Here is a 26,049-nt window from a genome sequence, read left to right on the forward strand (position 1 = left end):
CCACCGTGCGGATTCCGCCGACGCCCGAAACCGGTTTGCCGTTATGGCTGCTGGCCGAGCTGACCTATCGCTGCCCGCTGCAATGCCCGTACTGCTCTAACCCGCTGGATTTCGCCGCGCAAGGTCAGGAACTGACCACCGCAGAATGGTTCAAGGTGATGCGTGAAGCCCGGGAAATGGGCGCGGCGCAAATCGGTTTTTCCGGCGGCGAACCCCTGGTGCGCCAAGACTTGGCCCAGCTGATTGCCGAAGCACGGCGACTCGGCTTTTACACCAACCTGATCACCTCGGGTATCGGCCTTACCGAACAGAAAATCATCGATTTCAAAAAAGCCGGGCTGGACCATATCCAGATCAGTTTCCAAGCCAGTGACGAGCAAGTGAACAACATGCTGGCGGGGTCGAAAAAGGCTTTCGCGCAAAAGTTGGAAATGGCCCGGGCAGTGAAAGCCCATGGTTACCCCATGGTGCTGAACTTCGTTACCCACCGGCATAACATCGACAAAATCGACCGTATCATTGAGCTGTGCATTGCGCTGGAAGCGGACTTCGTTGAGCTGGCCACCTGTCAGTTCTATGGCTGGGCGAAACTCAATCGCGAGGGGCTGCTGCCGACCCGCGATCAACTCGTGCGCGCCGAGCGCATCACCAATGAATACCGGGCCAAGCTCGCCGCCGAAGACCATCCGTGCAAACTGATTTTTGTCACGCCGGATTATTACGAAGAACGCCCAAAAGGCTGCATGAACGGTTGGGGCAGCGTGTTTTTGACCGTAACCCCAGACGGCACTGCCCTGCCTTGCCATGGCGCGCGCCAGTTACCGATCCAGTTTCCCAATGTGCGCGAGCACAGCATGCAGCACATCTGGTACGACTCGTTTGGCTTCAATCGCTTTCGCGGATATGCCTGGATGCCCGAACCGTGTCGTTCGTGCGACGAAAAGGAGAAAGACTTCGGTGGCTGCCGCTGTCAGGCGTTTATGTTGACCGGCGATGCGAGCAATGCCGATCCGGTTTGTGGAAAATCCCCCCATCACGGGATCATTACTCAGGCCCGCGAAGAAGCCGAGTATGCTACTCAAACCATTGAACAGTTGGCCTTCCGTAATGAACGCAATTCCCGGCTTATCATCAAATCCTGAACCCTTCAGCGCCGCGCAGGCGGTCGCTGCGGGCGTCGACTTTGCAGAACTGGCCGTCAACGCGGCGGGCGTGTTCTGGAACGAATACCGTCCCGAAGACGCGGCTTCGCGGATTTGGCGCTGGCACGAAGGCCGGGCACAGTGCTTGACGCCTGAAGGCTTCAGCGTGCGCAGTCGGGTTTATGAATACGGCGGGGGATCGTTTTGTTTGAGCGACGATGCCGTGATGTTCGTCAACGAGGCCGATCAACAGCTGTATCGACAACTATTTGATGCCTCGGAACCCGAAAGGCTCAGCCACGGCAGCCGACACTACGGTGATCTACGGTTCGGCCAAGGTTGGGTGTTTGCCGTCGAAGAAGAGGGCGACGTTCACCGCTTGGTGGCGTTCGACGCAGTGACCGGTCAACGCCAGTTATTGGTTGAAGGCGCTGATTTTTATGCCGCACCCACGCTCAGCCCAGACGGCCAGCGCTTAGCCTGGATCGAGTGGCAGCGTCCGCATCAGCCGTGGACCTCAACTCAATTAATGTGTGCTGAACGTCAAGGCGATGGCCAATGGGCGACAGCGCGCTGTGTCGCCGGGCTAGACGACGAAGAGTCGATACAACAACCGTGCTTTGATGCTCAAGGCCAATTGTTTTGCCTGACTGATCGCGGGGGGTTTTGGCAGCCTTGGGTCGAGTCTTCCAACGGCTTGGCTGCATTACCCGCTGCTACGGCGGATCACTCACCTGCGCCGTGGCAATTGGGCGGCTGCACTTGGTTACCACTTGCCGGGCACAGCTACGTGGCGACGTGGTCCGAGGAAGGTTTTGGGCAACTCGCTATTCGTTCTGCTGACGGTTTGACAGACGACTTCACCGGAGAATACAGCCGCTTTCGCAGTCTAGCGGTGGACAAGCAGTTTATTTATTGCATCGCTGCTTCGGCGATCAGTCCGTCGGCGGTTATCGTCATTGATCGCCAGAATCATCAGGTTCAAGTATTGGCCGGAGGCGTAGCACCGCTCCCGGTTGAACGTATCACGCGCCCACAAGCCCTGCGTTATCCCAGTGGCATTGGCGAGGCGCACGGCTTTTTTTATCCTGCCATTAATGGGCTGGAGATGCCGCCGCTGGTGGTATTTATCCACGGCGGCCCGACCTCGGCGTGTTATCCGGTACTGGACCCACGCATTCAGTATTGGAGCCAGCGTGGATTCGCTGTTGCCGACCTCAACTACCGAGGCAGCACCGGTTATGGACGCGCCTATCGGCAGGCCTTGCATCTGAACTGGGGCGATGTCGACGTAGAGGATGCCTGCGCGGTGGTGGCTTACTTGGCCGAGCGTCAGATGATCAATCCCGACCAAGCCTTCATCCGCGGCGGCAGCGCGGGCGGGTACACCACCTTATGCGCACTGGCCTACCATCAGGTATTTCGTGCAGGGGCCAGTTTGTATGGCGTTAGCGATCCTATCGCGTTGGCCCGGGCCACGCATAAATTCGAAGGCGATTACCTGGACTGGCTGATCGGTGATCCCGATAAAGATGCCGAGCGTTACAAAGCCCGCACACCATTACTGCATGCTGACCACATCACAGTGCCGGTTATCTTCTTCCAAGGCGAACTGGACGCAGTGGTTGTGCCGAAACAGACCCGTGACATGCTCAAGGCGCTCCTCGACAACGGCATTGCAGCCGAAGGCCACTTCTACCCTGATGAGCGCCATGGTTTTCGCAAGGCCAGCAATCAGGCCCACGCGCTTGAGCAAGAGTGCAATTTCTATCAGCGGATAATGGACAACTGATGGCGTTGGCCCGATACCAAAAACTACCGTAAGAGCGCTGTCCCCGGATGGCGCGCAAAGCGATCCCAACTATCCCGTTCCACGGGAAGATCTGGGCTGCCAGATTTACGAGTGCGTGCAGCCGATCATGGGCAAACGCGCGCCTATAACGGCCGTGTTTGCTAAACGGTTAATCGCGTTTGGCGATGATGTACACCGCATGGATGACACCGGGGAAGTAGCCCAGCAATGTGAGCAAAATATTTAACCAAAAAGCACCGGCGAAACCGACCTGTAGGAATACACCCAGCGGTGGCAGCAAGATGGCGATGATGATGCGGACGATATCCATAAGGTAGGGCTCCAGGTTAAGACGGCTTTCACAACCGTACAGCTAATCGACCCGCTGCCAAGGACAGGGTTCAACACCGCCTTAACCCTTAAGCCGCAACAGTACCCCAATTTCCGGGTACCGATCCCAGGGAGCGCTTTTCTGCAACAGGAGTGCCTCGCGCCAGAACCGCCGCTCCTAACCTGCCGCCTTCTGTGACACTGCTCAGCACTACAATATCGGCGCGAATAGCGTAGCGGTCCTCGCACAGCAAGGTCTCATGACGGCCCAGGCCGGTACGGGTTTCGTCGAGGATCAACAGGATTTTCAATTCCCGGCACAGCTGCGCGGCACCTTGGAAATACGTGAAGGTCGCCGCCATATCAACATCGCTATTAAGGCGGGGCTCAAGGACGACGGCGACGGTCCGCGAATCTACCGCAGCATGCAGCGCTGCCAGATCGTTGAGCGCTGCGCCCATTGAATGTGGGCTACTGTTACAGGTCGAGACAATACCAATCGCGCCTCTGCGATGCAGCTGACCCCATTTTCGGGTCAAACCAACGGCCACTTCTCTAGCCTCGGCCCCGGTGTCGACAAGGTGTACGTGATCGTTGCTAGTGCTGCGGCGTAACAGCTCCGCAAGACTGGGGCCAGCGTCATCATCGCTACTGTCCCGTTCCAACCTGGCAGAAGGGGACGAAGTGTCCAGCTCTCGACGATTGAACAGCAACTTGAACAGACTCATGCGCGCAGCCCTTCCAACGGCAGTCCGAGTAGGCGCTCGGACCAGTCCTCAACGCTACCAGTGCGCAGACGCTTGAGCGCAATGTCACGCCAGCGAGACGACAGCGCCGGGCAATCCACCAGTTTCTTCAGGCCGGCATGTTCCAGCGGCTCGATATAAAAGCTGCGTAACGCCCATGCCACGGTCAAGCCGGGGTAGCTGCGTTGCATCAATTCAAACGGATCAGTGTCGCTGATAAATCCCGGCTTAAGCACACGGTAGAACCAGCCGCAACGGCCGCTGTCCTGAGCCTCTTGCGGCATGTGATCCAAGCCCCAACGGTGAGTCAAGCGATAGCATGGGGATCGCGGCTGACTTATCTGTACCAACGCATTGCCCCAGCGAAATATATCGCCCAGACAGGCGTGCTCTTCAGTGATGCCGTGGGTAGAAAGGTTTTCGCCGAATGCAGGGGCACTCCAGTCGACGTGCGGGTAAAGCTTGCGCCAATAGGCGTAATGTTCAGCGGGATAATGATGCAAGGCGCGTTCTGGACCAGTATGAAAGCGTGGGTCACCGTGTTCGTCGGTGCCTAAGCCCTGCGGCCACAGCCACGTACGGCGTTCCAGGCGTTGCTTATCGATGTCACTTACCAATCCATGGCCGAGGTTTTTTGCTCTCCCTATGTAAACACCGTCGACACATATGCTGTTCATTGCTGTTTCTGGGCCTGTAAGCCTTGAGGAATAGGGCTAGACTAAGCCCTCATCATGGCCCGAGGCCATTTCGTTTTAGTAACATTTTCGATAAGATTTTCTTATGGATTTTCGGCAACTGCGTTATTTTGTCGCGGTGTATGAAGAAGGCCATGTCGGACGCGCAGCAGAGCGGCTTTCTCTGTCGCAACCTGCGCTTTCGCAGCAGATTCGCCAGCTGGAACACAGTCTCGATGTCAGCCTGTTTGAACGTACCAGCAAACGTTTATTGCCTACTTTGGCCGCGCATACGCTATACAACCACGCGCTGCCGCTGCTCGACGGCATGCAAAGAGCCCGCGAGGCGCTACGCAATTTCCGCGGGCAGTCCGTACGAACGTTAGCCATTGGCGTGCTGCAGACCGTGCTCTACCTCGTGCCGCAACTTCTGGAGCAATTGCGCAAAGCGCAGCCGCATCTTGTGGTGCACATTTACGAGTTGTCTGGTCTGGAAATAGAACGACGCCTGCTCAACGGTGCGTTAGATATAGGCATCAGTTTTTTGCCCGCCCATCAACCGGGCCTGCACAGCCTGGTGCTCTACGAGGACGAGTTGCAACTGGTGATCCCGGCCGATCATTCGCTGCGGGAGTTTAAGAAAGTGTCCGTCAGCCAGGCAGCAGAGTTACCGATGTTGTTATTGGGTGAGGAATATCAGGTGCGGCAGATCTGGCAGGCACAGCTGACTACCCTCGGGCGCCGCCCCCACGTGCAAGCCGAACTCAATAGCATGGCTGGCATTCTCGACAGTTTGCTCAATACTTCCCTAGCGACAGTACTGCCGGGCCGGGTGCAACAGGTTCAGGGGGACAGTTCGTTACTGTGGAAACCGCTGACCGAACCCCGTGTACCGCTCAAAGTGGGACTGGTGTATCGCGATGCGCAACGGCATCAACCTGTGTTGGAACTGCTGCGGACGCTTTTAGAGGATGGAGGCGCGGGTAGATCAGGAGTACCGGGGCCACTGGACGTGATCAACTGACGCCCGCAGGTTAAATCGCGCACAAAGAAAACCCCGCCGAAGCGGGGTTTTGCAGACTGTTTCCCTGACATCCTTTTCGCCCCACCATCCTGGCAGGCATCCCTACGTGTCCCTGTTATGTTTTTGCGCTTCCTGCGCTACGTCCCTGTTAAGTAGATTAACTTTGGATCCACCTAAGCGATAGGGGCAAAGGTCAGTACGTCATGTAAGTAAATGCTTACACAGCAGAGATCTGCCCTACAACATTTAAAACTGTGAAGCGTCTAGCAGATACAACGACTCGCTGCCGGCTTTGACCGACGCACTCAACGAGTGAATACGCGGTAGCAGCCTTGCGAAGTAAAAACGAGCGGTGCCCAGCTTGCTGGCATAAAAATCTTCCTGCGATTGCTTGCCAAGTGCGGCGCGGGCCATCAATGCCCACATGTAGGCATAGGCGGTGTAGCCGAACGCATGCAAGTACTCGACTGAGGCAGCGCCGATTTCATTGGCGTCGGTGCGGGATCTATCCAACACCCACGCCGTCAGTTCATCGAGATTGTCGAGGGCTGCGCTCAGCGGTGTAGTGAATTCAGCCATCTCGCTACCAGCTTGCGCGGTGAATTTACGTATCTCATCAGCGAACAACGCATAGTAAGCGCCGCCATTTCCGACGATTTTGCGCCCAACCAAATCCAGTGCCTGAATGCCGTTGGTGCCCTCGTAGATTTGGGTGATACGCACGTCACGGACCAGTTGCTCCTGACCCCACTCCCGAATAAAGCCGTGGCCGCCGAATATTTGCTGACCATGTACCGTGGTTTCCAGCCCCAAATCGGTGAGAAACGCCTTGGCGACCGGCGTCAGCAGGGCGACCAGATCGTCGGCACGTTTACGCGCGGCGGGGTCTTCGCTGAATTTTGCAATGTCCAATTGCATCGCCACGTAGGTGGAAAACGCCCGGCCACCTTCATTGGACGCTTTCATGGTCAACAGCATGCGACGCACGTCCGGGTGAACGATGATCGGATCAGCCACCTTGTCCTTGGCTTGAACGCCAGTCGGCGAGCGACTTTGCAGACGATCACGAGCATATTCGATAGCATTTTGATACGAACGCTCGCCAGACGCTAAGCCTTGAATGCCTACCCCCAAACGCTCGTAGTTCATCATGGTAAACATGGCCGCCAGGCCACGGTTGGGTTCGCCAACCAGATAACCTACAGCACTATCGAAATTCATCACGCACGTTGCCGAGGCCTGAATCCCCATTTTGTGCTCAATCGACCCGCAGGTGACCGGGTTACGTACGCCCAAACTACCGTCGGTGTTGACCATAAACTTGGGCACCAGAAACAGCGAAATACCTTTCGGTCCAGCAGGCGCATCCGGCAGCTTAGCCAGCACAAGGTGAATGATATTTTCGGTCAGGTCGTGCTCGCCACCTGTGATGAAAATCTTGGTGCCGCTGACTTTATAAGATCCATCGGATTGCGGCTCGGCCTTGGTGCGAATAATCCCAAGATCAGTACCGGCATGGGATTCGGTCAAACACATGGAGCCAGCCCAAAGCCCGGAGTACATGTTGGGCAGGTAAGTTGCTTTCAGATCTTCACTGGCATGTGTGCTGATGGACACGCAGGCCCCGGAGGTGAGCATGGGGTACAAGCCAAAAGCCAAACTGGAGGAATTGATCATTTCTTCGACTTGCGCCGAAACTGCTTTGGGCATGCCCATCCCGCCAAATTCCGGATCGCCGCCTACGCCAACCCAACCGCCGTCGGCATAAGTTTGATAAGCCTGGGGGAAACCTGCCGGGGTAGTGACTACGCCATCGTTCCAATGGCAGCCTTCTTCATCGGCGCTTCTGCTGAGCGGAGCGATGCTTTTACTGGTGACTTTGCCTGCTTCTTCAAGGATTGCTTCTACCGTCTCGGCATCGACTGTTTCGGCCAGTGCCGGGAGTTGAGCCCAGAGCTTGGCAACCTCGAAAACCTCATTGAGGACGAAACGCATATCGCGCAGGGGCGCTTTATAGTCAGCCATGGCAAACCTCCCGGAATTGAGCCGTTAACATGAAGGCTCCGAGTGTACCCGAACACCATTTGCGACACATAGGGTCAGTGTGTGACCGTATAGCCACATACAGTCACACTTACATCCCACTCATTACAGCGCGAACATCTCCGCTGGTAGTTGCATCAGACAGTCACTGCCCGCTTCAATTGCCGCTTGATGCGCGGAGGTGCGTGGTAGAAGCCGCTTGAAATAAAACTCGCAGGTCGCCAACTTGCCTTGGCAATAGGCAGAATCGCCGCTGCCTTCATCCAGTTGGGTTTGGGCGACCAATGCCATGCGTAACCATAGGTACCCGAGAATGATGTAACCGCTGTACATCAGATAATCAAGGGCCGCCGCGCCCACTTCATCAGGGTTTTTCATCGCAGCTATACCGACTTTTGTAGTCAGTTCGCCCCACTGCTTATTCAAGGCATTGAGCTGACTGACGAAGCCCTTGAGCTGCGGGTGTTCGGCATTAGTTTCACAAAACTTATGCACAATTTCGGTAAAACCACGCAGTAACTTTCCTTGGCTGCCTAATACTTTACGGCCGAGTAAATCCAGTGCCTGGATACCATTGGTACCCTCATAAATAGGGGCGATACGGCAGTCACGAACCAGTTGCTCCATACCCCACTCGCGGATAAAGCCGTGCCCCCCAAAAACCTGCATCCCAAGATTGGTGACTTCTAAACCGGTTTCGGTCATGAATGCCTTGCAGATCGGCGTGAGGAACGCCAAGAGGTTTTCCGCGTCTTCGCGTTGACCCGCATCGTCGCTCATGTGCGCAGTGTCGAGCATCTGCGCGGTGAAATAGGTCAATGCGCGATTACCCTCGTTGAAGGCTTTCATGGTCAGCAACATGCGGCGCACGTCCGGGTGAACGATGATAGGGTCCGCAGCCTTGTCCGGCGCTTTAGGTCCGGTCAGGGAGCGCATTTGCAGGCGTTCGTTGGCGTACTTAATCGCCCCCTGGAAACTGGTTTCGCCCAGACACATGCCCTGCATGCCAGTGCCCAAGCGGGCATGATTCATCATGGTAAACATACAGTTGAGGCCTTTATTGGCCTCGCCGATCAAATATCCGGTGGCGTTATCGAAGTTGATCACGCAGGTTGCAGAAGCCTTTATGCCCATCTTGTGTTCGATGGAACCACACGACACACCGTTGCGCTGGCCGGCATTGCCCGCAGCGTCTGGCAGAAATTTAGGCACGATAAACAACGAAATGCCACGGGTTCCCGCCGGGGCATCTGGCAGTTTCGCCAGCACCAAGTGGACGATGTTCTGGCTCATGTCGTGCTCGCCAGCCGAGATGAAAATCTTGCTACCGGAAATACCATAACTGCCGTCGGCTTGCGGCACAGCGCGGGTTTTGATGATTCCCAAGTCGGTGCCGCAATGGGCTTCGGTCAGGCACATAGTCCCTGTCCATTCGCCTTCGGTGAGCTTGGTCAGGTACGTTTGCTTCTGATCTTCGGTGCCGTGGGTATGAATGGCCGACATCGCGCCGTGGGTCAATCCTGGGTACATGCCCCATGAAGTATTGCTGGAGGCGATCATTTCGCTGATAGCCAGCCCCAGCGATAACGGCAAACCTTGACCACCGTAAGCCGGGTCCGCCGACAAGCCATGCCAACCGCCTTCGACGTATTGAGCAAAGGCTTCTTTGAAACCCTTGGGCGTGGTGACGACACCCTGGTCGAAATGACAGCCTTCTTCATCGCCGGGACGGTTCAGCGGCGACAGCACTTGTTCGCAGAACTTAGCGCCCTCTTCCAGAATCGCGCTGACCATGTCTGGACTGGCGTCATGGGCGCCGAGCGCCTGGTAATGAGCAGGGAAATCGAAAACGTTGTTGATCAAGAAGCGCATATCGCGCAGGGGGGCTTTGTACTCAGGCATGGTCATTTCTCCGGCAGCAGATACCCCAACCTACTGCGCGAAGGGGGTCCGAACAATCACAGTCCAGACGCTGAATACAGGCTCATAACTTAACTGGCAGCGCCAACTAAACGCACCGCGCCGCGCCGATTACGGCCATGCGCAACGACACAATTTCGCCCCGCGCCCTTGGCGCTGTAAAGCGCCTCGTCGGCTGACTTGAGCACTTCCTCGGGCGTACGCTGGTCAACTTGCCGTTCGGCTACGCCAATGCTGACGGTGACCGATACACTCGACGCCTTCGCACCGCTTCGGCGCTGACGCCCTTGCTGGTCGTCATTCGGTCGGTCCTGATTGCGCAATTGAATGTTGTAAACCGCGATAGCGTCGCGCACCGACTCCAGATGCGGCATGCACTCTTCCAGCGTCTGCCCGGCAAACACCAGTGCAAACTCTTCGCCGCCATACCGGTAGGCTCGACCGCCACCGGTCACTTTCGATAACTTGCTCGCCACCAGTCGCAGCACTTGATCGCCAACATCATGCCCATGGGTGTCGTTGAATTTCTTGAAGTGATCGACGTCGGCCATGGCTAGCACGTAACTGCGTCCCAACCTTTGCAGTCGTTCATTGAGTGCACGACGTCCCGGCAATCCTGTCAGCTCATCGCGGAACGCCATTTGATAAGCCTCATGGGCGACCGCGGCGGCAATCATCAGCATCACCTCACTGCACATGATGTTGAGGGTGAACGGCAAAATGAAGGTCCTCGGCAACGCCCAAAAAAGACCAATCAAACCGACGATTTGCGCCGCGTGCAGCGGCCGGGGCTTACGCACGTATTGCACAATAATTAACAGGAAGCTGCAAAAGAACACGGGGTAAGCCAGTTGAATCAAACTCATCCAATCGCCGTATAAAGCCGGCCAGCGGATCTCTGCCAACCAATTCAGCAGGGCTTTAGGAAAGCTTTGTTCTAGCGCCAACGCAACGCTGCCAAAGGCGAGGAACACGGCAAATCGGGCAATCATGTCCCGGAACAGGTGCGTACGTTCCTCCCATATGGCGAAAAGTCCGTAGAGCAGTGGCAAAAAGAGACAGCACAAATGAAAAACCACGGCGGCGTCATCACGCACTTTGCCGTAATCGCGGTAGTAGTCGGTTTGCGTATCCAACAGAAAGTACGCGGTGTAAACAGTGATCATCAAAAACAGCTCACGCTGGCGACGATAAACCGAGCAATACGCACCGCCCAACAACAGCACCAAAGTCGGCAGTACATTGAACAGCGACGTAAAAAATACATTAAGGTCTTTTACATACGCGGCCGCGAGCCCCGCTAATAGTAATAGCAGCGAGGGAACGAAATGACTGAAACGTGCGGTCGAAAAACGCTGCAAAGAGGATGGCTCCTGCCCAACATGAAACGTTGCATGGCATTGTGCCTGTACTGTTTCAGTTAAGCACTCAAATGGCTCAAATACCTGACTAATCCTCTTTAACGGCCGTGAACTTAAGAAGTTGACGATAACGCCTGCAACTACCCTCAGCCACCAGATACAAAATAACCGCTTCCCCAAAAGGAAAAGCGGTTATTTAAAAACGACGCAGCTTTAATAGCCCAGTGCGAAGTTCTCTTCTTTCATGTCCATCAGGTTGTTAGCGCCTGAAAGCATGGTCACCACGTGAGTACGGGTGCGCGGCAAGATACGCTGGAAGTAGAAGCGCGCCGTTTGTAACTTGGCCGTATAGAACGCTTCTTCGGTAGTACCGGCAGCCAATTTTTCAGCTGCCAGTCGCGCCATGTCAGCCCAGAAATAAGCCAGGCAGGCATAACCGGAGTACATCAGGTAATCCACCGAAGCGGCACCGACTTCTTCACGGTCTTTCATAGCGGCCATACCGACCTTCATGGTCAACTCGCCCCATTCTTTATTCAGCGCAGCCAAGGGTTCGACGAACTCTTTAACCGCTTCATTGCCTTCGTTGGTCTGGCAGAACTTGTGGACGATCTTGGTGAAGCCTTTCAGCGCTTCGCCTTGAGTCATCAACACTTTGCGGCCCAACAGGTCCAGTGCCTGGATGCCGGTGGTGCCTTCGTACAGCATCGAAATGCGGCTGTCGCGGACGTTTTGCTCCATGCCCCACTCCGCGATAAAACCGTGGCCGCCGTAGATTTGCACGCCATGGTTAGCCGCTTCGAAGCCGACCTCAGTCATGAAGGCTTTGGCGATCGGGGTCATGAACGCCAACAGGCCGTCCGCTTGCTTCTTCTGCTCATCGTCTTGACCGTACTTAACGATATCGACCAGCTTGGCAGTGAAGTAAACCATTGCCCGGTTGCCTTCAGCGAAGGCTTTCATGGTCAACAGCATGCGGCGTACATCAGGGTGAACGATGATCGGGTCTGCGGCTTTCTCGGGCGCTTTCGGGCCGGTTAGCGAACGCATTTGCAAACGATCACGGGCATATTTCAAGCCGCCCTGAAAGCCGATCTCGGCGTGGGCAAGGCCCTGAAGTGCAGTCCCCAAACGCGCGGTGTTCATGAACGTAAACATGCAGTTCAGGCCTTTGTTCGGCGCGCCGATCAAGAAGCCCGTGGCTGCATCGAAGTTCATCACGCACGTTGCGTTACCGTGGATACCCATTTTGTGTTCCAGGGAACCGCAGCTGACCGCATTGCGAGCGCCAACGCTACCGTCAGCGTTTGGCATGAACTTAGGCACGATGAACAGCGAAATACCTTTAGTGCCCGCCGGTGCATCCGGCAGGCGGGCCAGCACGATATGGACGATGTTGTCGGCCATGTCGTGTTCGCCAGCAGAAATGAAGATCTTGGTGCCGGTCACTTTGTAGGAGCCGTCAGCTTGCGGTTCGGCCTTGGTGCGCAACATGCCCAAGTCGGTACCGCAGTGCGATTCGGTCAAGCACATGGTGCCGGTCCATTCGCCCGAAACCAGCTTGGTCAGGTAAGCCTGTTGCTGTTCTTCAGTACCGTGCTCGGAAATGGTGTTCATCGCGCCGTGCGACAGGCCGGGGTACATGCCCCACGACCAGTTGGCTTCGCCGACCATTTCACTGACAGCCAGGCCGAGTGACTCTGGCAGGCCTTGACCGCCATGGGCCACGTCGTGCGCCAAGCTAGGCCAGCCGCCTTCCACGAATTGCTGGTAAGCCTGCTTGAAGCCCGTCGGGGTTTTCACGCCGGACTCGCTCCAGGTGCAGCCTTCAGAGTCGCCGACACGGTTCAACGGTGCCAACACCTGCTCACAAAACTTGGCGCCTTCTTCAAGAATGGCGTCAACCATGTCTGGAGTAGCGTCCTGGCAAGCCGGCAGGCTTTGATAATGCGCTTCGTAGCCGAGCAACTCGTCACGAACGAAGCGAATATCACGCAAGGGGGCCTTGTAGTCCGGCATAGCGATAACCTCTGCTGAGAATCCTGGAGCGAATGATCGGTCGATCAAACAGTTGTTTGAAACATACGTTTACGTCTAAACCTTGTCAAGCGCAGCGCGTGCTCCGTTCATCGCCCACAAGGCTTTAAAATGTCCACGCGAACGCCGCAGCCGTAGCGCAGGCACGCTATCAGGCCGATTAAGTTTAGTTGAGTGAAACGCAAATGCAGGAGCTAGAGGAGTAACCGGGTGCGACGAGGCGCACCGCGAAGGCAGCGATCAGGCGTGAGTATCGATAAACGTGCCGAGCATTTCGTCGGAAGCCTTGGCCACTTTAACGCCGAGTTCGGCTTGGATTTTAGCCAAGGAGAGTTCTACTGCGCTGGTCGCTAGATCAGTTTGCTGACTGCGGTCAACCGAATGCAGACGCTCGACTTGTTGGTTCGACGATTGACTCCTCGCGGAAGCATCGCCCGTACTTGTGGAGACGCTGCCGTTGGACGCATCGCTGGAAACGCTAGCGTTGGCAATTTGTACAGCTGCTTGATCAACCCGCGCCAACCCGGCCTGGACCAGGCTAATACTCGAAGAAAAAGCGCTGTTGCTGGAAATTTGCATGGAATTAACCTCAGTTCATATAACGAACAGCCACCATTGAAACAGACCAAGCCGTAAAAGACTCGACAAAAAGACTAATGGCAATTGGCCGGTTGATAGTTAAAACAGGCTGCCCTTGTTGAATGTAAATTGCAAAGGCCCTACCCAATATAAATAGACCCCTAATCCAACAACTCCAAATGCAGAAACTCAGCCACCGCTTCCGCTGTCGGTTTTTTCAACCGTGGCACACGGCCCAAACACGGCGCGGGCAAACGTTCAGCCAAGGTGGCGAGATTTTCTTCCAGACGTGAAGTCTTGCCGTCGATGATATTGGCCACCCACCCCGCCAATGGAAGGCCGTCGCGGGCGATGGCTTCGGCCGTCAGGAGCGCATGGTTGATGCAGCCCAAACGGACACCGACCACCAGAATCACGGGCAACTGCAACGCCACTGCAAGGTCTGACAGGTTAGCCTGGTCAGCCAGCGGTACTCGCCAACCTCCAGCACCTTCGATCAGGGTGAAGTCGGCCCCCTTGTTCAGCACATTGCGCATGGGTTCGAGCAGCGCTTGCACGGACAGCACTACACCTGCTTCGCGCGCAGCCAGGTGCGGGGCAATGGCCGGTTCGAACGCTATCGGATTGACTTCGTCGTACGTCAGTTTTACCGAACATTCCGCCATCAGCGCCAACGCGTCACTGTTGCGCAAGCCATCCGGTCCGACAATGCAGTCTGAAGCGACCGGTTTACCGGCTGCAGTGCTTAAACCGGCCTGTCGTGCAGCATGCAGCAGCCCGGTCGCAATGGTGGTTTTACCGACATCCGTATCGGTGCCCGTGATGAAGTACGAACTGCTCATCTCAGTGCCTGCTATTCATGGTTTTTCCAACACCGCGTAGACCACTTGGTAAGTGGCCGGCAGCCCTTCGCTGTGGCGAAACCGTTCATAAGCGTTGATCAGCCCCATTATGCGCGCGCGACCGGTCAAACCACCGGGCCGACCCGGATTTAGATTGTGGGCGCCCAAGGCTTTCAACTCATGGGTCAGGCTGCGAACATCAGGGTAATACAACACATGTGGCTGCACGCCTAAACTGTGAATTCGCAAGCCACTGGAGGCACAGAGCTGCTGATAATCCTCGAATTGACGGAAGCGATTGACATGGACCATTCCATCTACCGCTTGCCAGCTCTCTCGCAGTTCATACAAGGTGCCCACGCATAGACTGGCAAACGCCAACACACCGCCCGGTTGTAATACCCGCCGCGCTTCGCTAAGCACCGCGCCAAAGTCCGCACACCACTGCACCGCTAGGCTGGAAAAAATCAGCCCGCAACCTTGATCCCTCAGCGGCATTTGCTCGGCATCACCCGCCACAAAATGCTCGGCACCGCCCAAGGGGCGCGCATGGCGCAACATGCCTTCGGCTATGTCCAGAGCAACACCTTCGCTCTCGGTGAACGTTTGCGCCAGGATGCGGCTGAAATAACCGGTGCCGCTGCCCAGGTCCAGCCAGCGCGACGGTTTCAATTCAGCGGGAAAACGTGCCAGCAGTTCGCTTCCGACCGCGCGTTGTAACTCGGCCACGCTGTCGTAACTGGCGGCGGCGCGGGAAAAAGACGCCGCTACCTGACGCTTGTCGGGCAACGCGCCGGTCTCGACGCTGGTTTTTTTGAAGAAGGACAAATCAGTCATCACCGGACTCATGTAAAAACGCCTGGATTGCCGCAGCCACCCCGTGTGGATTTTCCAGAATGAAGGCGTGGCTGGCCTGTTCGATCAGGCCGATTTCCACATCGGGCAGAATACTCAGTAGATCGCTTGCCGCTTCGGCCGGCACCAGTGCATCAAGGCCCGCAAACAGATGCAGTTGAGGCCCGCGATAAGCTTGCAAAGCATTGCGGGTGTCGAGTTGTGCCAGCAATTTCAAGCCATGCAGCAGCCCATCGGGCGAGGTATGCGGGGCGGCAGCGTTTAACAACCGGGCCAAACCACGAGGGTCTTCGGCGCCTTGAACGCACAGCAGGCTGAAACGTTTTAGTGTGCCCTGCGGATCAACCGAGCACCCGGCGAGAAACGCATCGAATGCCTCGGGCGACATCGCATGGGGCCAGTCGCTACGAGAAACGAAGGAGCTGTTACTGGCGAACGTCAGCAGACCACAGCAACGATCGGCACGACGCGCGGCCAGTTCCGTCGCCAACATCCCACCTAAAGACCAGCCGCCGAGCCAAGCATTGTCGGGCAATGTGGCATCGAGTTCATCAAGCACTTCGCTCAGCTCGATGTCGCCGAAAGCCGACAATTGGACATCGGGCAACGGTTCGATTTCTACCCGCAAATGCTCGTCGAGACCGCGCAACGCAGCGGCCAACGGCTCTAACGGTGAGATCCCTAAACCCCAGCCTGGTAGCAAAATCAGACGATCACGCATGGTCCACTTCCACCAATTCGTGTTCACCGAGCAGCGGATAACACTGCGCCAATGCATTCAACAATAGCTGCACTTGCGCTTCGCTGTGGGCGGCGGACAAGGTGACACGTAAACGCGCACCGCCGGCAGGGACGGTTGGCGGGCGAATAGCGGTCACCAGCAGGCCACGATCACGCAACATCTGCGACAGATGCAAAGCGCGGCCACTGTCACCGATCAGAATTGGCTGGATCGGCGTAAAGCTGTCCACCAACTGCAGACCGATCTGTTCGGCACCATGGCGGAACTGCTGAATCAAACGTCGCAGGTGCTCGCGACGCCAGTGTTCGCGGCGCAGTATTTCAAGGCTTTTTAGCGTGGCGCAGGCCAGCGCAGGGGGTTGGCTAGTGGTGTAAATGTAGGGCCGAGCGAACTGGATAAGGGTTTCGATCAACTCTTCACTGCCCGCGACAAAAGCACCGGCAGTGCCGAAGGCTTTGCCCAACGTCCCGACCAACACCGGCACGTCTTCCATGCTCAAACCGAAATGTTCTACAGCGCCCGCACCGTTGGCGCCCAGCGGGCCAAACCCATGGGCGTCGTCCACCATCAGCCATGCACCTTTGGCTTTCGCCGCTTGGGCCAACGTCGGCAGGTCAGCTAAATCGCCATCCATGCTGAACACGCCATCGGTGACCACCAGCGTATTGCCGCTGGCTGTCTCCAAGCGTGAGGCAAGGCTGTTGGCATCGTTGTGCAGATAGCGTGAAAACCGCGCGCCGCTGAGCAAACCCGCATCCAGCAAAGACGCATGATTGAGCCGGTCTTCCAGCACCGTATCGCCCTTCCCGACCAGCGCGGTGACCGCACCAAGGTTGGCCATGTAGCCGTTGGAAAACAGCAAGGCACGGGGACGACCGGTCAAGTCGGCCAAGGCTTCTTCGAGTTCGTGATGCGGGCTGCTGTGACCGATCACCAGGTGCGAAGCGCCGCCGCCCACACCCCACCGATCAGCCCCCACTTGCCAGGCAGCAATCACTTCAGGGTGATTGGCCAAACCGAGGTAGTCGTTATTACAGAACGCCAACAGCGGCTGGCCATCGACCACTACTTCAGGGCCTTGGGGACTTTGAAGCAATGGGCGATGACGATAAAGCTGTTCAGCGCGACGAGCGGCCAGACGCGTGCGGAGATCGAAAGACATGCAGGCCTCGTGGGTGTTTGGGTAGCGTTCCTGTAGGAGCCAACGTGTTGGCGATAGGCCTTGCGCGGTGTATCAGACACGCCGCCTCGCCAACGTTGGCTCCTACAGAGGTAAAGGCAGAATCAGACCGCAGTAGCGTCGTAAAACATTTCGCTGCTCTTTTGCTCGATCAACGCCTGCTCGATAGCGGCCTGATGCACTTCGTCTGAATGCTCCACCCCGGCCTCCGGAAGAATGCCCAGACGCGCAAACAGCTGCATGTCCTTGTCGGCCTGCGGGTTAGCAGTAGTCAGCAGCTTGTCGCCGTAGAAAATCGAGTTGGCACCGGCAAAGAAGGCCAATGCTTGCATCTGTTCATTCATCGCTTCGCGGCCCGCGGACAGGCGCACGTGAGATTGCGGCATCATGATGCGCGCCACCGCCAGCATCCGAATAAAGTCGAATGGGTCAATGTCTTCAGCATTTTCCAGCGGCGTACCGGCCACCTTGACCAACATGTTGATCGGCACCGACTCAGGATGCTCCGGCAGGTTGGCCAATTGCATCAGCAGCCCGGCACGGTCATCAAGGCTTTCGCCCATGCCAAGGATTCCGCCGGAACAGATCTTCATTCCCGACTCACGCACATAGGCCAAGGTTTGCAAACGCTCGCTATAGGTGCGGGTGGTAATGATGCTGCCGTAGAACTCAGGCGAGGTATCTAGGTTGTGGTTGTAGTAATCCAGCCCGGCGGTGGCCAATGCGGCGGTTTGATCCTGGTCGAGACGGCCCAAGGTCATGCAAGTTTCCAGGCCCATGGCCTTAACGCCTTTGACCATTTCGAGCACGTATGGCATGTCTTTGGCAGAAGGATGCTTCCAGGCCGCCCCCATGCAAAACCGCGTGGAGCCGATGGATTTAGCGCGAGCGGCCTCCTCCAGAACTTTCTGCACTTCCAGCAGCTTCTCTTTTTCCAGCCCGGTGTTGTAGTGGCCAGACTGCGGGCAGTATTTGCAATCTTCCGGGCAGGCACCCGTTTTGATCGAAAGCAGCGTTGATACCTGAACCCGGTTGGCGTCGAAATGAGCACGGTGCACGGTCTGCGCCTGAAATAACAGGTCATTGAATGGCTGTACGAACAGCGCTCTGACCTCGGCTAAAGTCCAGTCGTGACGCAGAGTGGCGGTGATGCTGGCGCTCATTGGGCGGCTCCTTGTTTGTTCTTGGCTTGCGCGAATGAGCGCGGTTAGAACACACGGTCATTCGGACTACACGGATGTTCGGCATATTTAAGGAAGAGCCATGCGCTGTCAACCACAGAGCACGCATCAGGTTTACATCTGGTTAAAAAACAAACAAACATGTTTATTGTGCGACGAGACCACAGACGCGTTATTTCCTATCTGTACCGGCTGTGAAACCGACCTGCCTTGGCTTGGGGACAGCTGCGAACGTTGCGCGCTGCCCATGCCAATGGCCGGTCTGACCTGCGGCCAATGCCGCCGACAGCCACCCGCATTCAGTGACGTCGTGGTGCCATGGCGTTACGACTTCCCCGTTGATAGCTTGGTTACACGCTTCAAGCATCAGGGGAAATGGCCCATGGGGCGGCTGCTCGCGCAGTTGCTTGGGCAAGCTCTGCAGCACCGTTTCGCTGAAGGTCTTGCGCGTCCGGATTGCCTGCTGCCGGTGCCGCTTGCGAACAAAAGGCTACGCCAGCGTGGTTATAACCAAGCCGAGATGCTAGCTCGCTGGCTCGGTACGCAATTGGATGTGATAACAGACGAACATTTGTTGCTTCGGGTATTGGATACTCCAGCGCAGCAAGGATTGGACGCCAAAGCCCGTCAAAGCAATTTGCGCAAAGCGTTTGCCATCCGTCCCGGAGCACAGATAAAGGGCAAACATTTTGCGGTGGTGGACGATGTGTTAACCACCGGCGCAACGGTGAACGCCCTGTCGCGCTTGCTCCTGGACGGGGGAGCAAGGCGGGTGGATATTTATTGCCTCGCGCGAACGCCAAAGCCTCAGGACTGATGCATGGCCAAGTCTCAACCTGTTTGCGGGGCTGACTTCTTCGCCAACACGTTGGCTCCTGCAGCGTCGGGCAAATCAGCGAATGTGTCAGGCGCAGCCTCATTGCGCTAACATATCGGGCCCGACGCGGCAGCCTGCTGCGCGCAGGAGTAAGCATGGCCCACCCGTTTGCAACACTCACGCCTGATCTGGTGCTTGATGCTGTCGAAAGCATCGGCTTTCTCAGCGACGCCCGCATCCTTGCGCTCAACAGTTACGAAAACCGTGTGTATCAAGTCGGCATCGAAGACGGCGAGCCGCTGATTGCCAAGTTCTACCGGCCACAGCGCTGGACCAACGACGCGATTCTCGAAGAACACAGCTTCACCTTCGAATTGGCCGAAGTTGATATCCCAGTGGTTGCGCCCATGATCCATAACGGCCAAACCCTGCATGAACACGCGGGCTTTCGCTTCACCCTGTTCCCACGTCGCGGCGGGCGGGCGCCAGAGCCGGGCAACCTGGATCAACTGTATCGCCTCGGGCAACTGCTAGGCCGCATACACGCAGTGGGCGCCACCAAGCCGTTCGAGCACCGCGAAGCGCTCGGCGTTAAAAACTTCGGTCACGACTCGCTGGCGTTTCTGCTGGAAAACAACTGCATTCCGCGCAGTTTGCTGCCCGCTTACGAGTCAGTCGCTCGCGATTTGCTCAAGCGCGTCGAAGACGTTTACGCCGCCACGCCGCATAAAAACATCCGTATGCACGGTGATTGCCACCCCGGCAACATGATGGCCCGCGATGAAATGTTCCACATCGTCGACCTCGATGATTGCCGCATGGGCCCGGCAGCACAGGACATCTGGATGATGCTCGCGGGTGATCGCCAGGAATGCCTGAGCCAGTTGTCAGAACTGATGGATGGCTACAGCGAGTTTCACGATTTCAACCCCCGCGAACTGGCGTTGATCGAACCGTTGCGCGCGTTGCGCCTGATGCACTACAGCGCATGGCTCGCCCGGCGTTGGGATGACCCCGCCTTTCCACACAGCTTCCCTTGGTTCGGTACCGAGCGTTATTGGGGCGATCAGGTGCTGGCATTGCGAGAACAATTGTCGGCGCTCAACGAAGAACCGCTGAAGCTGTTTTAAGCCGTCAATCCAGCGCCGCGGCCTGCGGGTAACGGCCCTATTCAAAGAAAAACTGCCCGACCATTCGCTGCGTAAGGAACATGCATGCAAGCCGTCAACCCGCGTCGCGGGTACATTCTGGGCCTAACGGCCTACATCACGTGGGGCTTGTTCCCGCTTTATTTCAAAGCCATCGCCACTGTCCCGTCAGTAGAGATTATTGTCCATAGGGTGCTGTGGTCCGCACTGTGTGGCTCCTTGCTGTTGCTGGTGTGGAAACACCCAGGTTGGTGGCGAGAGCTGCGTAACAATCCACGTCGCTTGGCCATCCTCACGCTGAGCGGAAGCCTAATCGCCATCAATTGGCTGACCTATGTCTGGGCGGTCAATAACGGACGCATGGTTGAAGCCAGTCTGGGCTACTACATCAACCCACTGGTCAATGTCTTGCTGGGCATGCTGCTGTTGGGCGAACGCTTACGGCCTTTGCAATGGCTGGCGGTAATTCTGGCAACGGTGGGCGTTGCGCAGCAAGTATGGCAAGTGGGCAGTCTGCCGTGGGTATCGCTGGTACTGGCGTTAAGTTTTGCCTTTTACGGGTTGATCCGCAAAAAGGCGCCCGTGGCGGCACTGCCGGGACTGGTGGTGGAAACTTGGTTACTGGTGCCATTGGCAATTGGCTGGATGTTGTTTAATCCTGCGGCCGTCAGCGCTCAACCCAGTTTCTGGACCACCTCTGAGGCTTGGTGGCTGGCAGCTGCCGGGCCAATAACGGTCATGCCACTGATTTGTTTCAACGCGGCAGCGCGGCACTTGCCCTACACCACTCTGGGCTTTCTACAATACGTAGCGCCTACACTGGTGTTGGCGTTGGCCGTGCGGGTTTATGGCGAGCACCTTTCAAGTACCACATTGCTAGCCTTTGCCTTCATATGGGCGGGACTGGCGGTTTACAGCGTCGATATCTGGCTGCGATCTCGCTGAAGCGCTCTTTAATTACTGGTCAATAAATGAACATCGCGCTGTAAGCCACAAGGCGCGTGGCTTCCGGCGGTCTCTCCAGGTTATCCACGGGCAGATGCAGGTAAAAAGTGGATAACCTTTGTTGGTAATTAACAAGCGGCGCGATTTGTCTGAAAGTCCGCGGCTTTATTCTTCGACTTTCAACACCAGCTCTACCATCAAATCGTCTGCCAAAGTTTCCAGGCGTTTTTGCAGCACGTCTAATGACAGCGTCAGCGGCACGCCCAGGATCGCGTCGGCGTGGAACAGCAACTCGCTGCTCATGGGTGCAGGGCTCACGCTGGTGACCAATCGCTCAAGATTAACGCCCTGCTCCGCCAGCACCCGAGTAATGTCACGGACGATGCCAGGTCGATCATTGCCCACCAACTCCATCGCAATGGGTTTCCAACTGCACGACTGTTCAATCTCACTCTGGGCGACCAGTACCCGAATGCCGTGAGCCGATAAGGCTTGCAAGGCATCCAACATTGCCTCTTGGGATTGGGCAGGCACGCCGACCCTTACTACCCCGGCAAATTGCCCGGCCAAGCGTGACATCCGGCTTTCCAACCAATTACCGCCATGTTCAGCGATGCATTCAGCAATGCGTTCAACCTGTCCCGGTTGATCGGGGGCAAATACAGTGATGACGAGATGATCCACGGTCAATCCTCTTATTCTGGAAGCGCCAACTCGGTGAAGACGCAATGCCACTGGGTGGTCGATCAAGTATAGGCATGGGCCGTAATCTATGAGGCCAAACTAATCGTGTACTATTTTAATAATTATCTGGAACAATCCTTGCCGTTTTTGAGAACATCCTTTTCTTAAATGGCTCGTACTTGTTGTGAGCCACTTAATGACGTTATTACCCAGATTTTCACAACTCAATGCTTCATGTAGTATGCCGCAGCACGCACTACATAACGTTTGATCGATGAAAAGCTAACCGCTGAACAGAGTGAGGCAAGCAATGACTGAACACCTTCAAGTCGGTGGCCTTCAGGTCGCCAAAGTCCTGTTGGACTTCGTTAATAACGAAGCCATTCCAGGAACCGGCCTTGATGCCGCCACGTTCTGGACCAGTACCGAAAAGCTCATCAATGAGCTTGCGCCGAAGAACAAAGCTCTACTCGTCAAACGCGATGATTTTCAGGCGCGTATAGATGCCTGGCATCAGTCTCAAGCAGGCGCTGCCCACGACGCGACGGCCTATAAAGCCTTCCTGCAAGAAATAGGCTATTTGTTGCCAGAAGCAGCGAATTTCCAGATCACTACACAAAACGTCGACGATGAAGTTGCCCGTATGGCGGGTCCACAGTTAGTGGTCCCGGTTATGAATGCGCGCTTCGCACTCAACGCATCCAATGCACGTTGGGGTTCGCTTTACGACGCTTTGTACGGCACCGACGCTATCAGCGAAGCCGGGGGCGCGGAAAAAACCAAAGGCTACAACAAGGTTCGCGGCGATAAGGTCATCGCCTTCGCCCGCGCCTTCCTCGACGAAGCCGCGCCATTGGCTGCCGGCTCCCACGTCGACTCCACCGGCTATAAGCTGATTGACAGCAAGCTGGTCGTTTCGCTTAAGGGCGGTAGCAACTCGGGCCTGGCCGACGATGCACAACTGATTGGCTTCCGCGGCGAAGGCTCGGCGCCTAGCGCCATCGGGCTTAAACACAACGGTCTGCATTTCGAGATCCAGATCGACGCTAACAGCCCCGTTGGCAAGACCGATGCGGCGGGTGTCAAAGACGTGCTGATGGAGGCTGCACTGACCACCATCATGGACTGCGAAGATTCAATTGCCGCCGTCGATGCCGACGACAAAGTCGTGGTGTACCGCAACTGGCTCGGCCTGATGAAAGGCGACTTGGCCGAACAAGTGTCCAAAGGCGGCGAAACTTTCACCCGCACCATGAACGCCGACCGCACCTACACCGCACCCAACGGTGGCGAGGTCAGCTTGCATGGCCGCTCGCTGTTGTTCATCCGCAACGTCGGTCACCTGATGACCATCGATGCGATTCTCGACAAAGACGGTAACGAAGTCCCGGAAGGTATTCTCGACGGCTTGCTCACCAGCCTGGCCGCCATCCACAGCCTCAACGGCGAAAGCTCCCGCACGAACAGCCGCACCGGTTCGGTCTATATCGTCAAACCGAAAATGCACGGTCCGGAAGAAGCAGCGTTCACCAACGAGCTGTTTGGCCGTGTCGAAGATGTGCTCAAGCTGCCACGCAACACGCTAAAAGTCGGGATCATGGACGAAGAGCGCCGCACTACGGTCAACCTCAAGGCCTGTATTCAGGCGGCGAGCGAGCGCGTGGTGTTTATCAATACCGGTTTTCTTGATCGCACGGGCGATGAAATCCATACGTCCATGGAAGCAGGTCCGGTGGTGCGTAAAGCACAGATGAAAGCCGAGAAATGGATCAGCGCATACGAAAACTCGAACGTCGATATCGGCTTGAGCTGCGGCCTGCAAGGTCGTGCACAAATCGGTAAAGGCATGTGGGCCATGCCTGACCTGATGGCCGCAATGCTTGAGCAGAAAATCGCTCACCCATTGGCGGGCGCGAACACCGCGTGGGTGCCTTCGCCAACGGCTGCTGTGTTGCACGCGCTGCATTACCACAAAGTTGATGTGTTCGCCCGCCAGGCAGAGTTGGCCAAACGCGCTCTTGCGTCAGTTGACGACATTCTGTCCATTCCACTGGCACCGAACACCAACTGGACGCCCGAAGAAATAAAGAACGAATTAGACAACAATGCTCAGGGCATCCTTGGCTATGTAGTGCGCTGGATTGATCAGGGTATTGGTTGCTCGAAAGTGCCGGATATCAACGATATTGGCCTGATGGAAGACCGCGCCACACTGCGAATTTCCAGCCAGCACATCGCCAACTGGCTACGCCATGACGTGGTTAACGAGCATCAGGTACTCGAAAGCCTCAAGCGCATGGCGCCTGTAGTCGACCGGCAGAATATCAATGACCCGCTGTACCGGCCCTTGGCGCCGGATTTCGACAGTAACATCGCGTTCCAGGCAGCACTTGAACTGGTAATCGAAGGGACTAAACAACCCAACGGCTATACCGAGCCCGTGCTGCACCGTCGACGTCGTGAGTTCAAGGCAAAAAACGGGCTGTAATTAAAGGTTCCTTGCGGTCTATCGCGATCGCGAGGAGCTGCATTCGCGAATAAATTCGCTCCCACTGAGATTTCTGAACTGCGCCCCAAATGTTGGACAGTGATTGAATAAGCTACGCGGCCTGAGTTCTGTATGCCACTGGACTCAAGCCGTTGAGCTTCATTTTGATACGTTCGTGGTTGTAGTAATGGATGTATTCATCCAGTCCAGCCTCTAACTGAGCAACGCTGTCGAAGCGCTCCCGGTAGAAAAACTCTGATTTCAGTGTGCCGAAAAAGCTCTCCATCGTGGCATTGTCATGGCAGTTACCCTTGCGCGACATACTCTGTTCCAAGCTCATTTCTTCCAGACGATTTCGGTAGATGTGGTAGCGGTACTGCCAGCCCTGATCCGAGTGCACCATCGGTTTGGCGCCCTCTGGCAAGCGCTTCAACGCCTTTTCCAGCATGTTGCCCACCAAGGCGTAGCGAGGGCTGGTGTCTGTCTGGTACGCCACGATCTCTCCGTTGTACAAGTCCAGTATCGGCGACAGGTAGAGCTTTTCACCGGCTACCTTGAACTCGGTAACGTCGGTCACCCATTTCTCATTCGGCTGGTCGGCCTCGAATTGCCGAGCCAACGTGTTAGGTGCTACCTGCCCCTCAGGGCCTTTGTACGATTTATACTTCTTGGCTCGCACCGTGCACTTGAGGTTTAGTTCGGCCATCAGCCTGCGTACCGTTTTGCTGTTCACTATCCACCCGCCCTTGAGCAGCGTGGCGGTCATCCGGCGATAGCCATAGCGGCCCTTATGCTGGTCCTGGATAGTCTGAATAGAGGCTTTCAGCGGAGCAAATTTATCCCCGGCAGCCAGTACCTTGACCTGATAGTAGTAAGTACTGCGTGCCAAGCCGACCAGCTTGAGCAGGGCGTCGATTGGAAAATCGCTCCTCAGCTCAGTGACTACCCAGGCTTTTTCTTCGCTTCTTTGTCCCGCCTCATCGCCTCCTCGCCTAACACCTTTAACTTTTTTAGGTAGGCGTTCTCCATGCGCAGGTACTGAAGTTCGTCGAGCAACTCTTTGTGGGCGCGCTCTTCGTCGGTGAGCACTGCCGGTTTGCGGGGCTTGGCGGGGGGCTTTGGCATAACGTTACGTGGGCCTTTTTTCCCTGACGTCAGGGCTTCGATGCCGCCACTGTAATATTGCTGCTGCCATCTGCCTATCTGCGTTGAATTGCCCAGATTGAAAATCGCAGCCGTTTGCCGAAATGACAACTTCTCACGCTCCATGTGCTGGACAACGGACAGTTTGAACTCGGGACCATGTTCCTTCATACGCCCCTGCAGGCTGGCTTCCCCGTGCAGCTCGTAGGCCGCCACCCAACGACGGAGCAACGTAGGGTCCATCTGAAATTGAGCGGCTATGTGACGAAAACCTTGACCGCGCTCAAGGAAAGCATTGATGGCGGACCGCTTGAACTGCGTTGAATATTTACCCATGAAAAACACCCCGGTAGTTGGATGGGTGTCCAACATTTGG

At 56.3% G+C, this 26,049-nt stretch carries 22 protein-coding genes; 7 read left to right on the plus strand and 15 right to left on the minus strand.

Annotated elements, in window-relative coordinates; genetic code table 11:
- Positions 1 to 5: 5 nt before the first annotated feature.
- Entirely contained in the window at positions 6 to 1,142 is a 1,137-nt protein-coding gene (gene pqqE / locus RGW60_RS17105; RefSeq protein ID WP_322206954.1) for a pyrroloquinoline quinone biosynthesis protein PqqE, read from the plus strand.
- On the plus strand, positions 1,108 to 2,934 hold the full coding sequence (locus RGW60_RS17110; RefSeq protein ID WP_322205682.1) for a S9 family peptidase: 1,827 nt from the start codon (positions 1,108 to 1,110) through the stop codon (positions 2,932 to 2,934). Before pqqE ends, RGW60_RS17110 begins: the two co-directional genes overlap by 35 nt.
- Positions 2,935 to 3,103: 169 nt before the next feature.
- Here the strand turns inward: RGW60_RS17110 and RGW60_RS17115 are convergent, their stop codons facing one another.
- The 3 genes from RGW60_RS17115 to RGW60_RS17125 all read right to left on the minus strand — a co-directional run bounded on the left by RGW60_RS17115 (position 3,104) and on the right by RGW60_RS17125 (position 4,687).
- Positions 3,104 to 3,265 carry a YqaE/Pmp3 family membrane protein gene (locus tag RGW60_RS17115; protein WP_322205683.1) on the minus strand — a complete coding sequence of 54 codons (162 nt, stop codon included), beginning with the start codon at positions 3,263 to 3,265 and terminating at the stop codon, positions 3,104 to 3,106.
- A gap of 88 nt (positions 3,266 to 3,353) precedes the next feature.
- A complete protein-coding gene (locus RGW60_RS17120) occupies positions 3,354 to 3,992 on the minus strand; it encodes an aminotransferase class III-fold pyridoxal phosphate-dependent enzyme (protein WP_322205684.1) in 639 nt (212 codons plus the stop codon).
- Complete coding sequence (locus tag RGW60_RS17125; RefSeq protein ID WP_322205685.1) at positions 3,989 to 4,687, minus strand: MOSC domain-containing protein; 699 nt, start codon at positions 4,685 to 4,687, stop codon at positions 3,989 to 3,991. Before RGW60_RS17125 ends, RGW60_RS17120 begins: the two co-directional genes overlap by 4 nt.
- A gap of 103 nt (positions 4,688 to 4,790) precedes the next feature.
- Between RGW60_RS17125 and RGW60_RS17130 the strand changes: the two genes are divergently transcribed.
- A complete protein-coding gene (locus RGW60_RS17130; protein ID WP_322205686.1) occupies positions 4,791 to 5,708 on the plus strand; it encodes a LysR family transcriptional regulator in 918 nt (305 codons plus the stop codon).
- Positions 5,709 to 5,954: 246 nt separating this feature from the next.
- Here the strand turns inward: RGW60_RS17130 and RGW60_RS17135 are convergent, their stop codons facing one another.
- From RGW60_RS17135 to bioB, 10 genes are all read right to left on the minus strand, one after another.
- Positions 5,955 to 7,733, minus strand: a complete 1,779-nt coding sequence (locus tag RGW60_RS17135) for an acyl-CoA dehydrogenase C-terminal domain-containing protein (protein WP_322205687.1) — start codon at positions 7,731 to 7,733, stop codon at positions 5,955 to 5,957.
- 123 nt (positions 7,734 to 7,856) lie between these two features.
- Positions 7,857 to 9,653: an acyl-CoA dehydrogenase C-terminal domain-containing protein gene (locus RGW60_RS17140; protein ID WP_322205688.1), complete on the minus strand. Its 1,797-nt coding sequence runs from the start codon at positions 9,651 to 9,653 to the stop codon at positions 7,857 to 7,859.
- Positions 9,654 to 9,742: 89 nt separating this feature from the next.
- On the minus strand, positions 9,743 to 11,032 hold the full coding sequence (locus RGW60_RS17145; protein ID WP_322205689.1) for a GGDEF domain-containing protein: 1,290 nt from the start codon (positions 11,030 to 11,032) through the stop codon (positions 9,743 to 9,745).
- 213 nt (positions 11,033 to 11,245) lie between these two features.
- Positions 11,246 to 13,051: a phenylacyl-CoA dehydrogenase gene (locus RGW60_RS17150; protein ID WP_322205690.1), complete on the minus strand. Its 1,806-nt coding sequence runs from the start codon at positions 13,049 to 13,051 to the stop codon at positions 11,246 to 11,248.
- A 258-nt stretch (positions 13,052 to 13,309) separates the two neighbouring features.
- Entirely contained in the window at positions 13,310 to 13,648 is a 339-nt protein-coding gene (locus RGW60_RS17155; RefSeq protein ID WP_322205692.1) for a pyrroloquinoline quinone biosynthesis protein PqqE, read from the minus strand.
- Between the two features lie 161 nt (positions 13,649 to 13,809).
- A complete protein-coding gene (gene bioD / locus RGW60_RS17160) occupies positions 13,810 to 14,490 on the minus strand; it encodes a dethiobiotin synthase (protein ID WP_322205693.1) in 681 nt (226 codons plus the stop codon).
- A 15-nt stretch (positions 14,491 to 14,505) separates the two neighbouring features.
- Positions 14,506 to 15,327 (minus strand): malonyl-ACP O-methyltransferase BioC, encoded by an 822-nt coding sequence (bioC, locus tag RGW60_RS17165; RefSeq protein ID WP_322205694.1) that lies wholly within the window; start codon positions 15,325 to 15,327, stop codon positions 14,506 to 14,508.
- Positions 15,320 to 16,066: an alpha/beta fold hydrolase gene (locus tag RGW60_RS17170; RefSeq protein ID WP_322205695.1), complete on the minus strand. Its 747-nt coding sequence runs from the start codon at positions 16,064 to 16,066 to the stop codon at positions 15,320 to 15,322. Before RGW60_RS17170 ends, bioC begins: the two co-directional genes overlap by 8 nt.
- A complete protein-coding gene (gene bioF / locus RGW60_RS17175; protein ID WP_322205696.1) occupies positions 16,059 to 17,249 on the minus strand; it encodes an 8-amino-7-oxononanoate synthase in 1,191 nt (396 codons plus the stop codon). Before bioF ends, RGW60_RS17170 begins: the two co-directional genes overlap by 8 nt.
- A 122-nt stretch (positions 17,250 to 17,371) precedes the next feature.
- Positions 17,372 to 18,430 carry a biotin synthase BioB gene (bioB, locus tag RGW60_RS17180; RefSeq protein WP_322205697.1) on the minus strand — a complete coding sequence of 353 codons (1,059 nt, stop codon included), beginning with the start codon at positions 18,428 to 18,430 and terminating at the stop codon, positions 17,372 to 17,374.
- A 100-nt stretch (positions 18,431 to 18,530) separates the two neighbouring features.
- Between bioB and RGW60_RS17185 the strand changes: the two genes are divergently transcribed.
- From RGW60_RS17185 to rarD, 3 genes are all read left to right on the plus strand, one after another.
- The gene (locus RGW60_RS17185; protein WP_322205698.1) at positions 18,531 to 19,265 is read left to right on the plus strand and encodes a ComF family protein; all 735 of its coding nucleotides are present in this window, start codon (positions 18,531 to 18,533) and stop codon (positions 19,263 to 19,265) included.
- 155 nt (positions 19,266 to 19,420) lie between these two features.
- Positions 19,421 to 20,395, plus strand: coding sequence for a serine/threonine protein kinase (locus RGW60_RS17190; RefSeq protein WP_322205699.1), 975 nt, complete (start codon positions 19,421 to 19,423; stop codon positions 20,393 to 20,395).
- 84 nt (positions 20,396 to 20,479) lie between these two features.
- The gene (gene rarD / locus RGW60_RS17195; protein ID WP_322205700.1) at positions 20,480 to 21,358 is read left to right on the plus strand and encodes an EamA family transporter RarD; all 879 of its coding nucleotides are present in this window, start codon (positions 20,480 to 20,482) and stop codon (positions 21,356 to 21,358) included.
- 165 nt (positions 21,359 to 21,523) lie between these two features.
- Here the strand turns inward: rarD and RGW60_RS17200 are convergent, their stop codons facing one another.
- Complete coding sequence (locus tag RGW60_RS17200) at positions 21,524 to 22,042, minus strand: glycine cleavage system protein R (RefSeq protein ID WP_322205701.1); 519 nt, start codon at positions 22,040 to 22,042, stop codon at positions 21,524 to 21,526.
- A gap of 310 nt (positions 22,043 to 22,352) precedes the next feature.
- Here RGW60_RS17200 and RGW60_RS17205 point away from each other — a divergent pair, with 310 nt between their 5' ends.
- The gene (locus tag RGW60_RS17205; protein ID WP_322205702.1) at positions 22,353 to 24,530 is read left to right on the plus strand and encodes a malate synthase G; all 2,178 of its coding nucleotides are present in this window, start codon (positions 22,353 to 22,355) and stop codon (positions 24,528 to 24,530) included.
- Positions 24,531 to 24,642: 112 nt separating this feature from the next.
- Here RGW60_RS17205 and RGW60_RS17210 read toward each other — a convergent pair.
- Positions 24,643 to 26,009 (minus strand): IS3 family transposase gene (locus RGW60_RS17210; RefSeq protein WP_416194835.1). Its coding sequence is split into 2 segments (ribosomal slippage): positions 24,643 to 25,530 and positions 25,533 to 26,009, totalling 1,365 coding nucleotides; the frame shifts between segments, so codons are not numbered across the junction.
- Positions 26,010 to 26,049: the final 40 nt, after the last annotated feature.

This window comes from Pseudomonas sp. AB6 (genome assembly GCF_034314105.1).
Lineage (GTDB): Bacteria > Pseudomonadota > Gammaproteobacteria > Pseudomonadales > Pseudomonadaceae > Aquipseudomonas.

Coding starts and splice junctions, on each gene's coding strand:
- RGW60_RS17110 (WP_322205682.1), top strand. CDS start 1,108: ATGAACGCAATTCCCGGCTTATCATCAAATCCTGAACCCTTCAGCGCC.
- RGW60_RS17115 (WP_322205683.1), bottom strand. CDS start 3,265: ATGGATATCGTCCGCATCATCATCGCCATCTTGCTGCCACCGCTGGGT.
- RGW60_RS17120 (WP_322205684.1), bottom strand. CDS start 3,992: ATGAGTCTGTTCAAGTTGCTGTTCAATCGTCGAGAGCTGGACACTTCG.
- RGW60_RS17125 (WP_322205685.1), bottom strand. CDS start 4,687: ATGAACAGCATATGTGTCGACGGTGTTTACATAGGGAGAGCAAAAAAC.
- RGW60_RS17130 (WP_322205686.1), top strand. CDS start 4,791: ATGGATTTTCGGCAACTGCGTTATTTTGTCGCGGTGTATGAAGAAGGC.
- RGW60_RS17135 (WP_322205687.1), bottom strand. CDS start 7,733: ATGGCTGACTATAAAGCGCCCCTGCGCGATATGCGTTTCGTCCTCAAT.
- RGW60_RS17140 (WP_322205688.1), bottom strand. CDS start 9,653: ATGCCTGAGTACAAAGCCCCCCTGCGCGATATGCGCTTCTTGATCAAC.
- RGW60_RS17150 (WP_322205690.1), bottom strand. CDS start 13,051: ATGCCGGACTACAAGGCCCCCTTGCGTGATATTCGCTTCGTTCGTGAC.
- RGW60_RS17155 (WP_322205692.1), bottom strand. CDS start 13,648: ATGCAAATTTCCAGCAACAGCGCTTTTTCTTCGAGTATTAGCCTGGTC.
- bioD (WP_322205693.1), bottom strand. CDS start 14,490: ATGAGCAGTTCGTACTTCATCACGGGCACCGATACGGATGTCGGTAAA.
- bioC (WP_322205694.1), bottom strand. CDS start 15,327: ATGACTGATTTGTCCTTCTTCAAAAAAACCAGCGTCGAGACCGGCGCG.
- RGW60_RS17170 (WP_322205695.1), bottom strand. CDS start 16,066: ATGCGTGATCGTCTGATTTTGCTACCAGGCTGGGGTTTAGGGATCTCA.
- bioF (WP_322205696.1), bottom strand. CDS start 17,249: ATGTCTTTCGATCTCCGCACGCGTCTGGCCGCTCGTCGCGCTGAACAG.
- bioB (WP_322205697.1), bottom strand. CDS start 18,430: ATGAGCGCCAGCATCACCGCCACTCTGCGTCACGACTGGACTTTAGCC.
- RGW60_RS17185 (WP_322205698.1), top strand. CDS start 18,531: ATGCGCTGTCAACCACAGAGCACGCATCAGGTTTACATCTGGTTAAAA.
- RGW60_RS17190 (WP_322205699.1), top strand. CDS start 19,421: ATGGCCCACCCGTTTGCAACACTCACGCCTGATCTGGTGCTTGATGCT.
- rarD (WP_322205700.1), top strand. CDS start 20,480: ATGCAAGCCGTCAACCCGCGTCGCGGGTACATTCTGGGCCTAACGGCC.
- RGW60_RS17205 (WP_322205702.1), top strand. CDS start 22,353: ATGACTGAACACCTTCAAGTCGGTGGCCTTCAGGTCGCCAAAGTCCTG.